This window comes from Rhodococcus chondri, assembly GCF_036327435.1.
GTDB classification, from domain to species: Bacteria; Actinomycetota; Actinomycetes; order Mycobacteriales; family Mycobacteriaceae; genus Rhodococcus; species Rhodococcus chondri.
In genome coordinates this window covers 1-11,450 of sequence record NZ_JAUZMZ010000147.1, presented here as the reverse complement: position 1 = coordinate 11,450, position 11,450 = coordinate 1, and the positions used below count along the sequence as shown (strand labels likewise).

The 11,450-nt window shown below is 67.6% G+C and carries 9 protein-coding genes and 1 pseudogene; 7 read left to right on the top strand and 3 right to left on the bottom strand.

The window, feature by feature from the left end:
• Window positions 1-173: 173 nt before the first annotated feature.
• Window positions 174-890: an HU family DNA-binding protein gene (locus tag Q8814_RS20395; protein ID WP_330153820.1), complete on the top strand. Its 717-nt coding sequence runs from the start codon at window positions 174-176 to the stop codon at window positions 888-890.
• Window positions 891-1,017: 127 nt separating this feature from the next.
• On the opposite strand, the gene Q8814_RS20390 is transcribed toward Q8814_RS20395, so the two are convergent.
• The 3 genes from Q8814_RS20390 to cofC form a co-directional block, all read right to left on the bottom strand.
• Window positions 1,018-1,926, bottom strand: a complete 909-nt coding sequence (locus Q8814_RS20390; RefSeq protein ID WP_330153819.1) for an NUDIX hydrolase — start codon at window positions 1,924-1,926, stop codon at window positions 1,018-1,020.
• 37 nt (window positions 1,927-1,963) lie between these two features.
• Window positions 1,964-4,117 (bottom strand): RNA degradosome polyphosphate kinase, encoded by a 2,154-nt coding sequence (locus Q8814_RS20385; protein WP_408015950.1) that lies wholly within the window; start codon window positions 4,115-4,117, stop codon window positions 1,964-1,966.
• A gap of 97 nt (window positions 4,118-4,214) precedes the next feature.
• Window positions 4,215-4,883, bottom strand: a complete 669-nt coding sequence (cofC, locus tag Q8814_RS20380) for a 2-phospho-L-lactate guanylyltransferase (RefSeq protein WP_330153817.1) — start codon at window positions 4,881-4,883, stop codon at window positions 4,215-4,217.
• A 155-nt stretch (window positions 4,884-5,038) separates the two neighbouring features.
• On the opposite strand from cofC, the gene Q8814_RS20375 reads away from it, so the two are divergent.
• The 6 genes and pseudogenes from Q8814_RS20375 to Q8814_RS20350 all read left to right on the top strand — a co-directional run.
• Window positions 5,039-6,037 carry an NAD(P)H-dependent glycerol-3-phosphate dehydrogenase gene (locus Q8814_RS20375; RefSeq protein ID WP_330153816.1) on the top strand — a complete coding sequence of 333 codons (999 nt, stop codon included), beginning with the start codon at window positions 5,039-5,041 and terminating at the stop codon, window positions 6,035-6,037.
• A gap of 4 nt (window positions 6,038-6,041) precedes the next feature.
• Window positions 6,042-7,166: a cystathionine gamma-lyase gene (locus Q8814_RS20370; protein WP_330153815.1), complete on the top strand. Its 1,125-nt coding sequence runs from the start codon at window positions 6,042-6,044 to the stop codon at window positions 7,164-7,166.
• A gap of 57 nt (window positions 7,167-7,223) precedes the next feature.
• Window positions 7,224-8,330 (top strand): D-alanine--D-alanine ligase family protein, encoded by a 1,107-nt coding sequence (locus Q8814_RS20365; protein ID WP_330153814.1) that lies wholly within the window; start codon window positions 7,224-7,226, stop codon window positions 8,328-8,330.
• Window positions 8,331-8,404: 74 nt separating this feature from the next.
• Window positions 8,405-9,709: a glutamate-5-semialdehyde dehydrogenase gene (locus Q8814_RS20360; RefSeq protein WP_330153813.1), complete on the top strand. Its 1,305-nt coding sequence runs from the start codon at window positions 8,405-8,407 to the stop codon at window positions 9,707-9,709.
• 28 nt (window positions 9,710-9,737) lie between these two features.
• On the top strand, window positions 9,738-10,634 hold the full coding sequence (locus Q8814_RS20355; protein ID WP_330153812.1) for an AAA family ATPase: 897 nt from the start codon (window positions 9,738-9,740) through the stop codon (window positions 10,632-10,634).
• Window position 10,635: 1 nt separating this feature from the next.
• A pseudogene (locus tag Q8814_RS20350) lies at window positions 10,636-11,450 on the top strand (hypothetical protein); the annotation flags it as partial.

The following is an 11,450-nucleotide window of genomic DNA, read 5'->3' as shown; positions in this document are numbered from 1 at the left end:
GAGCGGCCGCCCCCGCCGGCCCCGGGCGGGCCGGCACCGACCGGCCCGGGGGCCCCGGCCCGCCGACATAGTTGCATGAGAATTGGCGTGGCACATAGACTCTTGACCGTTTGCGGGGCTACCGTGGACTTCGAGTCGGTCTGACGGTGGACCGTTATGTGCGGAGGAAACCAATGAACAAGGCAGAGCTGATCGACGTTCTGACCGAGAAACTGAATGCGGACAGGCGTACGGCGACGGATGCTGTGGAGCATATCGTCGACGCGATCGTTCGCGCGGTGCACGCCGGACAGAGCGTCACCATCACAGGTTTCGGCGTTTTCGAGCAGCGGCGTCGCGCCGCTCGCGTTGCCCGCAACCCGCGGACCGGTGAGACGGTCAAGGTCAAGCCGACCTCGGTGCCGGCGTTCCGTCCGGGTGCACAGTTCAAGGCAGTCATCGCGGGCACCCAGAAGCTGCCCGCGTCGGGACCGGCCGTCAAGCGTGGTGCAGCCGCGGCCGCGAAGAAGACTGCGGCCGCAAAGAAGGCGGCGAAGAAGACCGCTGCGAAGAAGACGACGACCGCAGCAAAGAAGGCTCCGGCCAAGACCACTGCGGCGAAGTCGACGGCGGCGAAGAAGACCACCGCGGCGAAGTCGGCTCCGGCGAAGAAGACCACCGCGGCGAAGAAGACCACCGCGGCGAAGTCGGCTCCGGCGAAGAAGACCACCGCGGCGAAGAAGACCACGGCGGCGAAGTCGGCTCCGGCCAAGAAGACCACCACCGCAGCAAAGAAGGCTCCGGCCAAGACCACTGCGGCGAAGTCGACGGCGGCCAAGAAGACCACGGCGGCCAAGAAGACCACGGCGGCCAAGAAGGCTCCGGCTCGCAAGAGCGCAGCCAAGAAGTAGGCACGCGGCTTCTTCATGTGACCGGTCCTCGTTTCGCGCGGACCGGCACAGTCGCTCGGCGGCTTCCGGGTACATCCGCCGACGTGCATCCGGACCGAGGTCCATGTTGCCCCGGAACCTCCGGCGCTCAGGCAGGAGTGGTCGGCAGCGGGCTGTCGATATGGTCGGCCGCGAGCAGTCGGTCCCCGCGCAGCGAGAGCACCCACATGCTCGCCTTACGATTACGCGTCGGGGGCAGCGCGACTCCGTCGCGTTCGGCCCACCACCCGAGCAGGTCCGGGATGACCTTTCCCTGGCTGCAGATCACCGGGGTGCCTCCCCGCGCCACCACGTCGAGTGTGCGCTTGCGGCCCAATTGCGGGTCGGCGGTGTACTCCTCCTCGGAGAGCGCCGGTTCGACGGAGATATCGACCCCGAGGCGTTCCGCGTACGGCCGGACCGTCTGGATGCACCTCACGCGGTCCGCCGACACGACGCTGTCCGCATCGAACGCCGAGAGCTGCGGAACGAGCGCGGCGGCCTGGGCGCGCCCACTGGCATCGAGTTCGCGCTCGTGATCGTCGCCGCGGTGTTTCTTGCGACTACCGGCCTTTGCGTGACGCACGATGATCGCCGTGGTGGTGTCGGCGGGAAGGGCCCGGAATCGGCGCAGCACACTGCGATCCATCGGATACGACAGCTGTTCGAAGGCAACGTCGGGGGGGACCCAACGCAACTCGTCGACTTCGTCGTTCGGCTCGAATGCTCCGCTGAGGATCCGCGCGGACCAATAGTCGACGCGTTTGAGCTTGCGATGCCCGACCACCGGGTACGTCACCTTGCCGAGGTGCCGTCCCAGCGCGGCACGGAATCCCGTCTCTTCCTCGAGTTCGCGCACCGCGGCAACCACCGGGGTTTCTCCGGGATCGAGCTTGCCCTTGGCGAATGTCCAGTCGTCGTAGCGGGGCCGGTGCACAACTGCGATCTCGACCGCCGAGGAGTCGGCGGGGTCGAACCGCCACAGCACGGCACCGGCCGCGAAGATGTTGGCTTTCATCGGTTTATCGGGCGAATCGGGCACCGGTACCTCCGGGTCAGGACGCGCGACTGCGCATGAGCTCGACCTGATGGTCACGGGCCGCCGTACCCGGCGCAGGTGATGCCGTCCACGTTCCGTCGGCTTCGAGGATCCAGCACCGCGTGGCCGGATCGAGAGCGGATTCGAAGATCCCGTCCAGTTGTGCGGAGAGCCGCGGATCCTTGACCTGCGCCATGACTTCCACGCGACGGTCGAGGTTGCGGTGCATCATGTCGGCGCTGCCGATCCAGTATTCGTCGCTTCCCCGGAAATGCAGAAGGCGTGAGTGTTCGAGGAAGCGACCGAGAATCGACCTGACCCGGATGTTGTCGCTCAGTCCCGGAACTCCGGGTTTGAGCGCGCAGATGCCGCGCACGACGATATCGACGGGAACGCCCGCTTTCGATGCTCGGTACAGCGCATCGATCACCTGCTCGTCGACGAGGGCGTTCGCCTTGAGACGTACGCCGCTCGGCCGGCCTGCCTCGTGGTGCTCGATCTCGCGCTCGATACGTTCGATGATTCCCTTCCGGACCCCGAGCGGGGCGACGAGCAGGTTGCGGTACTGCGCTTTCCGTGAGTAGCCGGTGAGCGTATTGAACAGATCGGTGAGATCCGCGCCGATCTCCGGCGAGCAGGTGAGCAGGCCGACGTCCTCGTACAGGCGTGCAGTCTTCGGGTTGTAATTGCCGGTACCGATGTGGCAGTACCGCCGGATCGCGGAACCCTCGCGCCGCACGACCAGGGCCGTCTTGCAGTGTGTTTTGAGTCCGACGAGTCCGTACACGACGTGCACGCCGGCCTGCTCGAGCTTGCGCGCCCACTTGATGTTGGCCTGTTCGTCGAATCGTGCCTTGATTTCGACGAGCGCCACGACCTGCTTACCCGCTTCGGCCGCGGCGACCAGAGCGTCGACGATGGGAGAGTCGCCGGACGTGCGATACAGGGTCTGCTTGATGGCGAGAACCTGGGTGTCGGCTGCGGCCTGCTCGATGAAACGCTGCACGCTCGTCGAGAACGACTCGTAGGGGTGGTGGACGAGCACGTCGCCGTCGCGCAGCGTCGAGAAGACGCTCTTGGGTGTTTCCCGTTCGCCGAACGCCGGATGTGTCGCCGGTACGAACGGTGCATCCTTGAGATCCGGGCGGTCGACCGCATGGACCTGCCAGAGACTCGACAAGTCGAGCAGTCCCGGGAGTTGCACGACATCGGCCGGGTCGACGTCGAGTTCGCGCAACAGCAGTTCGAGCATGTGCTCCGTCATGTCGTCCGACACTTCGAGTCGCACGGGCGATCCGAAGCGCCGTCGCGCGAGTTCGCGTTCGAGTGCCTTCAGCAGATCCTCGTCGCGATCTTCCTCGACCTCGAAATCTGCGTTACGGGTGACGCGGAATGCATGGTGCTCCACGATTTCCATGCCCGGGAACAACACGTCGAGATGCGCGGCGATGAGTTCTTCGAGGGGCAGGAAGGCCGGCAGCCCGTGAGAGGATCCGGCGCGGTCGACGCGGACGTAGCGCTCCACGTTGTCCGGCACCTTCACGCGGGCGAAGTGTTCACCCGCGGAATCCCGGTCCTTCACGGTGACAGCAAGATTCAGGCTGAGGCCGCTGATGTAAGGGAAAGGGTGCGCGGGATCGACCGCGAGGGGGGTGAGGACCGGGAAGACCTGCTCGGCGAAATAACGGGTCATCCGTACGCGCTCGTCTTCGGTCAGTTCCGACCATCGGATGATCGAGATGCCTTCCGCTTTGAGCGCCGGGAGCACCGAATCGAGGAACACCTGGGCTTGGCGGCCCGCGAGTTCCTGGGTGCTCGATGCGATCAGGGCGAGTTGGGCGCGGGGCGACAAACCGTCCGCCGAGCGCACGGACAGGCCGGTCTCGGCTCGACGTTTGAGCCCCGCGACCCGCACCATGTAGAACTCGTCGAGGTTCGAGGCAAAGATCGAAAGAAACTTCGCGCGCTCGAGCAGCGGGATGGAGGTGTCCTCGGCGAGTGCGAGCACCCGGGCATTGAAGTCGATCCAGCTCAATTCTCGGTTGAGGTAACGGTCCGCCGGCAGGCCGTCCGTGTGCGTCCTCGCCGCGGGCAGCGCCGCCGCTGCGGGAGGCGCACTCTGCGCAGAACCGGGTCGCTCGGCGCGCGGAGACGGCGGGGGAAGAACCACTGGTTCGGATCGGAGGCTCGTGTCGGTGCTTTCGCCGTTGTTCACCGCTTCATTGTGGCAGGAACGATGCCGGAGTGAGCGGTCGGCGGAGACGACGTTATTTCGCAGGCACCGCGAAGCCGATGCGCACAAGGACCGACGCGGTGGCCGGACCGGTACCCAAGCGAGCGGCGGCCTCGAGGTCGGCCACGGTGTCGACATCGAGCCGAAGTCCGGGCAGGTCACCGGTCAGCGCTCGTGCGCCCGATTCGACGTGGCGACGCGCCGAGTCGGCTCCGAACATTGCGTGCAGCGGCTCGTGGGGCACACAGTGCAACAGGGCTGTGGTGCCGAGGCCGGTATGGTCCTCGACGATTGCCCGTCCGACCTGCCGGGCGTCGTCGAGAGCCGAGACCAGCTCGTGCGGTCGCAGCGCGGGAAGATCTGCCTGCAAGGCGATCAGTCCGATGCCCGGTGTCCGGTGGCGGACGTGGGCTGCTGCCGCGTTCAAGGCGGCGTTGAGCCGCTCGGCGCCGGTCGATCCGGCACCCGGCGGCCCGGGATCCGGGAAGACCCGAGCGCCGCACGCGCTCGCGACGGCCGCCGCGTGCGGATCGGAAGTGACAATTGTGACGTCCAGGTCTCCCGAGGCAAGAGTCGCGTCGAGAGTGTCGCGCAACATCGCCAGGACGAGGTCGGCGCGGATTTCCGGTTCGAGGACATGCGCAAGCCGTGACTTCGCCAGGCCGAGGGCCTTGACGGGTATCAGGACGTGCGCGGCGGTCATGCCGGTGATTCTGCCAGTCGCGGTCTCGTGGTGGTCATCGGCGGCCTCGGCGGACGTGGGCGATACTGAAGCAACCGCGGCAGATATCTACGGGCCGGACAGGCGCTGCAGCGGAATCGGTACGGCACGGCGATGAGAACGAGACGGGGGACCGCGTGAGCAAGGCGGCAATTCTGGGAGCGGGTTCGTGGGGCACGGCATTCGGGAAAGTGCTGGCAGAGGCCGGCACGGACGTGACGATCTGGTCGCGTCGGGCCGAGGTTGCCCGGTCCATCAGCGAGGACCACGAGAACCCGGGGTACCTGCCCGGGGTGGAGTTGCCGGGCGCGCTGAAGGCGACCGCCGATCATCGGGTGGCTCTCGACGGAGTCGACTTCGCGGTTCTTGCGGTGCCGTCGCAGACTCTGCGCGAGAACCTGGGGGTCTGGCGTGACGACATCGCCCCGAACGTCACCCTGCTCAGTCTGGCCAAGGGAATCGAGAGCGGCACCCTGCTGCGGATGAGTCAGGTGATCGGTCAGGTCACCGGTGCGGAACAGAATCGGATCGCCGTGTTGTCCGGTCCGAATCTTGCTCGCGAGATCGTCCAGGGGCAGCCGGCAGCGACGGTGGTCGCGTGCCCCGACTCCGCGCGGGCAATGGAAATTCAGAAGGCTTGCGCCACAGGATATTTCCGACCCTATACGAATACCGATGTGATCGGCTGCGAGATCGGCGGCGCGTGTAAGAACGTCATCGCCCTCGCATGCGGCATGGCCGCGGGGGTGGGATTCGGGGACAACACCGTCGCCACCATCATCACGCGGGGCCTCGCCGAGATCACCCGTCTCGGTACCGCCGTCGGGGCCAAGCCGGCGACTCTCGCCGGCCTCGCCGGAGTGGGTGATCTTGTCGCGACATGCACTTCGCCGTTGTCGCGCAACAGGTCGTTCGGTGAGCGGCTCGGTTTGGGAGGTTCGCTCGAAAGCGCACAGGAGGCTACCCACGGTCAGGTGGCGGAGGGCGTGAAGTCCTGCACCTCGGTGCGCGCGCTCGCCGAGAACTACGACGTGGAAATGCCACTCACCGATGCCGTGCACCGGGTCTGCCATGAAGGTATGTCGGTATCCGACGCCATCGGACTGCTGCTCGGCCGGCGCGTCAAACCGGAGTGAGCCGGTGACCGGTGATTCCACGCGCTGCGTGAAAGCTGTTGCTGCAGAGGGTGATCCTGGAGACCCGCTCCAACCGGGGCCGGTCTTCGCGGCACCGTATCGTCTCGGACAGGACGAGAGTCCGGGCCTCGACACCTACGCGCGCGCATCCCACCCGGGGTGGCGTGCACTGGAATCTGCCCTCGCCGAACTCGAAGGCGCCGCCGCCGCCCGGGTGGTCGGGTCCGGCATGTCCGCCATCACCGTGGCGCTGCGATCGCTGACCGTGCCCGGTGGGACGGTCGTCGTGCCGTCCGACGGTTACTACCAGGTGCGAATGTATGCCCGTGACTGCCTCGAGCCGATGGGTCTCGTGGTGCGCGAGCTGCAGGTGTCCGAGTTCACCGACGGCACGCTGCGAGATGTGCTGGCGGCAGTGCCGGCAGGTGCGGTGGTCCTTGCCGAGACACCCTCGAATCCGGGACTCGATGTCGTCGATCTCCGTGCGACGGCGGCGATGTGCCGGGATGCGGAGGCGCTGCTGCTCGTCGACAACACCACGGCCACACCGCTCGGCCAGGCACCGCTCGCGCTCGGCGCCGATGTGGTGGTCGCCAGCGGCACCAAATCCCTCAGCGGGCACAGTGATCTGCTCTACGGGTATCTCGCGGTCTCGGACCAGTCACTGCTGCCGCGGATCGATCGGGAACGGCTGCTGTCCGGCACGGTCCTGGGGCCGTTCGAGACGTGGCTCGCGCAGCGCAGTCTTGCGACCGCCGGATTGCGCTTCGAGCGGCAATGCACCAATGCGTTCGCTATCGCCGAGATGCTGTGCGGCCATCCAGCGGCCGCGAACGTCCGGTATCCAGGGTTGGCGAACGACCCCGCCCATGCCGTGGCGCGAGCACAGATGCGCCGATTCGGGCCGCTCGTCACCTTCCGTCTTCCGGACGAGGACAGTTTCCATCGCTTGGTGCGGAACTCCGGACTCGTGACGTCCGCGACGAGTTTCGGGGGCATCCACACCACCGCCGACCGCCGCGCACGCTGGGGCGATGCGGTACCCGCCGGCTTCGTGCGGCTCTCGTGCGGCATCGAGGACACCGACGATCTGCTCGCAGATCTCGACGGCGCGCTGCGCGCGACATGATGCGGTGTCCGGCACTCGGCTGAGGAGGAACAACTCGTTGCCGGTACGGTTTGTGCCGTGAGCACTCCCCGAATCCGGGTGGCCGTCGTCTTCGGTGGTCGCAGCAACGAACATTCCGTGTCCTGCGTATCGGCGGGCAGCATCCTGCGCCACCTCGACCCGGAGGTCTACGACGTGGTGCCGATCGGCATCACCACCGACGGATCGTGGGTGCTCGGCGATACCGATCCCGAGCGGCTCGCCAAGGCCGGACGCGAACTTCCCGTCGTCGATGCGTCCGGCTCCTCGCTGGTGCTCACCGCAGATCCCACCCGCAGCGGCGACATCGTCGCACTGGACGAGGGCGAATTCGGCAGGGTGCTCGCCTCGGTCGACGTCGTCTTTCCGGTGCTGCACGGTGCTTACGGGGAGGACGGCACCCTCCAGGGACTGCTCGAACTCGCCGGCATCCCGTACGTCGGACCGGGCGTGCTCGCGAGCGCCGCGGGGATGGACAAGGAATTCACCAAGAAACTCCTCGCGGCCGAAGGCCTGCCGGTCGGATTCCAGGTCGTGATGCGTCCCGGGACGCGCACGTTGACCGCGGAGCAGAAGCACCGTCTCGGCCTGCCCGTATTCGTCAAACCCGCCCGCGGGGGATCCTCCATCGGCATCACCCGCGTCACCGATTGGACCTCGTTCGACGCCGCGGTCGACAAGGCCCGGGTCCACGACCCCAAGGTGATCGTCGAGTCCGCGATCATCGGCCGCGAGGTCGAATGCGGTGTGCTCGAGTTCCCCGACGGTGACGTACGGGCGAGCGTCGTCGCGGAGATCCGGATGCCGGACTCGGCGGGCGATCACGAGGCGTTCTACGACTTCGACACCAAGTACCTCGACGACGTCTGCGAATTCGACGTCCCGGCCAAGTTCGACGACGCCGTCTCCGACGAGATCCGCGAACTGGCGGTCCGGGCCTTCCGCGCACTCGACTGCCAGGGCCTGGCCCGCGTCGACTTCTTCGTCACCGACAGCGGACCGGTCATCAACGAGATCAACACGATGCCGGGCTTCACCTCGATCTCCATGTATCCCCGGATGTGGGAGGCCACCGGCATCGAGTACCGCGAACTGGTGTCGATCCTCGTCCGCACCGCCCTGGCGCGCGGTACCGGACTACGCTGACCGCGACGTAGGCCGGGCAGGTCCGAGCAGCGGTGCCTGTCGGGCAGCGGTATGCCCCGACTAGGCTGGTGACCATGACTGCTGTGACCCCTGACTCAGCTGCGCCCGATTCCGGGGAAGCCCGGACCGCCGGCACCGGCGACACCCGCGAAGCCGTGCACGCCGCCGCCCGCCGCGCGCGGGTCGCTTCCCGTCGTCTTGCGCTGCTCACCACCAGCGAGAAGGACGCCGCGTTGCATGCCGCCGCGGATGCGGTGCTCGCCGCCTCCGACGCCGTGCTCGCGGCCAACGCCACCGACATCGACACCGCGCGCGCCGCGGGCACCGAGGAGTCACTGCTCGACCGGCTGCGCTTGACCGCCGACCGGGTCGAGGGCATCGCCTCGGGACTTCGGCAGGTCGCGGCGCTGCCGGACCCGATCGGCGGGGTGCTGCGTGGCTCGACGCTGCCCAACGGNCTCNAGATCCGCCAGGTCCGGGTGCCGCTCGGTGTCGTCGGCATGGTGTACGAGGCACGTCCCAACGTCACCGTCGACGCGTTCGGGCTCGCCCTCAAATCCGGCAACGCCGCGCTGCTGCGCGGCTCGTCGTCGGCGGCGAATTCCAACCGTGCCCTCGTCGAGGCGCTGCGCGGCGCGCTCGCCGCCCAGGGACTGCCCGAGGATGCGGTGCAGTTGCTGCCCAGCGCCGACCGGTCGTCGGTGACCCACCTGATCCAGGCGCGGGGACTGGTCGACGTGGTCATCCCGCGCGGTGGGGCCGGGCTGATCTCCGCCGTCGTCCGGGACGCCACGGTGCCGACCATCGAAACCGGTGTGGGCAACTGCCACGTGTACGTGCATTCCGCCGCGGACCTCGAGATGGCCGAGAAGATCGTGATCAACGCGAAGACGCGCAGGCCCAGCGTCTGCAACACCGCGGAGACGATCCTGGTCGACAAGGCCGTCGCCGACACGGCGGTACCGCGCTTGCTGCAGGTGCTGCAGTCGCACAGCGTCACCGTGCACGGTGATCTGCCGGGTCTCGTGCCCGCCACGGAAACCGACTGGGCGGAGGAGTACCTCACGCTCGATGTTGCGCTCGCCGTGGTCGACGGTATCGACGCGGCCGTCGAGCACATCGATCGGTACGGCACCGGGCACACCGAGGCGATCGTGACCTCCGACCTCGCGGCGGCGCGCGAGTTCACCGCGCGGGTCGATGCCGCAGCGGTTATGGTCAACGCTTCGACGGCCTTCACCGACGGGGAACAGTTCGGGTTCGGCGCCGAGATCGGCATCTCCACGCAGAAGCTGCATGCCCGCGGTCCGATGGGGCTGCCCGAGCTGACCTCGACGAAGTGGATCGTGTGGGGCGACGGCCACACCCGGCCCGCCTGATACCGACACGACGACGAAAGGACTCAGCGTGGATCGTGCGCTGCCCCTCACCCCGCCGATCTTCGCGGATGTCCAGGATGTGATCGACCGCCTCGCCGAGACCGGATACCTCGCCGACAAGGCGACCGCGACCGCGGTATTCCTCGCCGACCGTCTCGACAAGCCGCTGCTCATCGAAGGACCCGCGGGCGTCGGCAAGACCGAACTCGCTCGCGCGGTCGCGCAGACGTCCGGTGCCGAACTCGTGCGCCTCCAGTGTTACGAGGGCGTCGACGAATCGCGCGCACTGTACGAGTGGAACCACGCGAAGCAGATTCTGCGGATCCAATCGGCCGGTGCGGGAGCGGCGGCCGGCGAGACCTGGGATTCGACGAAGGAAGACGTGTTCTCGGAGGAGTTCCTCCTGTCGCGTCCGCTCCTGACCGCGATCCGCCGCGAGGATCCGACCGTGCTGCTGATCGACGAGGTCGACAAGGCGGACGTGGAGATCGAGGGCCTCCTCCTCGAGGTGCTCAGCGACTTCGCGGTCACGGTCCCCGAACTCGGCACCATCCGGGCCACCCGCAAACCGTTCACGGTGCTCACGTCCAACGCGACCCGGGAACTGTCGGAGGCCCTCAAACGACGTTGCCTGTTCCTGCACCTGGATTTCCCCGACGCCGACCTCGAACGACGGATTCTCGCCAGCCGGGTGCCGGAGCTGGCCGAATCGGTCGCCGAGCAGCTCGTGCGCACCGTACGGGTGCTGCGCGGCATGCAACTCAAGAAGGTGCCCTCGGTGGCCGAGACGATCGACTGGGGCCGGACCCTGCTGGCACTGGGAATGGACACACTCGATGATGCGGCCCTACGCACCACGCTCGGTGTCATCCTCAAGCACAGGTCCGATCAGGTGCGGGCCGCCGCCGAGCTCCGGTTGAACTGACATGACCGGCGCGCACCTGACCGGACCCGACCGGTTGCCGGTGGCACCCCACGGCATCCCGGGTCACCTCGTCGGTTTCGTCGAGGCGTTGCGGCGGCGCGGTATCGCGGTGGGCCCGTCGGAAACCGTCGACGCGGGGCAGGTCATGACGGTGCTGGATCTGCTGGACCGCGAGGCGCTCCGTGAAGGCCTGGCCTGCACGCTGCTGCGTCGGCCCACCCACCGGCCCACCTTCGATGCCCTGTTCGATCTGTGGTTCCCCGCCGCGATCGGCCGCCGCGACGCCGCCGCCGAGACCACCCTGCCCCGGACCCCCGACGGGGAGATCGACTTCGAGGCGCTGCGCGACCTCATCGCGGAACTGCTCGCGGACGAGTCGCCCGAAGCGCTCGAGGCCACGCAGATGCTCACAGCGCACCTCGTCGAGGAACTCGGCCAGTACAAGTCTTCCAACGGTCCTTCCTTCTCGGCGTATCAGGCGCTGCGGGAGGTCGCCCCGGAGTCGTTGCTCACCAAGATTCTCGACGGTCTGCTCGGCAACGGACCCCGCGAGGAACGCGAGGACGGCGACTACGCCACCGAGGTTGCCCGGCGCACCGCCGAGCGCCGGATCGCCGACTTCCGGGCGATGGTGGAACGGGAAACGCGTCGCCGCACCGCCGAGCAGTTGGGCCGCGAACGCGTCGAACGGTACGGAGTGCCGAAGCTCGCCGAGGAAGTAGACTTCCTTCGTTCCTCCGACGCCGAGCTCGTCACCCTGCGTCGCAGCGTGATGCCGCTCGCGCGACTGCTGGCGAGCCGGCTCGCCAGCAGTCG

Excerpts from the sequence above, each read along its gene's own strand:
- Q8814_RS20395 (WP_330153820.1), top strand. The coding sequence starts at position 174 with ATGAACAAGGCAGAGCTGATCGACGTTCTGACCGAGAAACTGAATGCG.
- Q8814_RS20390 (WP_330153819.1), bottom strand. The coding sequence starts at position 1,926 with ATGAAAGCCAACATCTTCGCGGCCGGTGCCGTGCTGTGGCGGTTCGAC.
- cofC (WP_330153817.1), bottom strand. The coding sequence starts at position 4,883 with ATGACCGCCGCGCACGTCCTGATACCCGTCAAGGCCCTCGGCCTGGCG.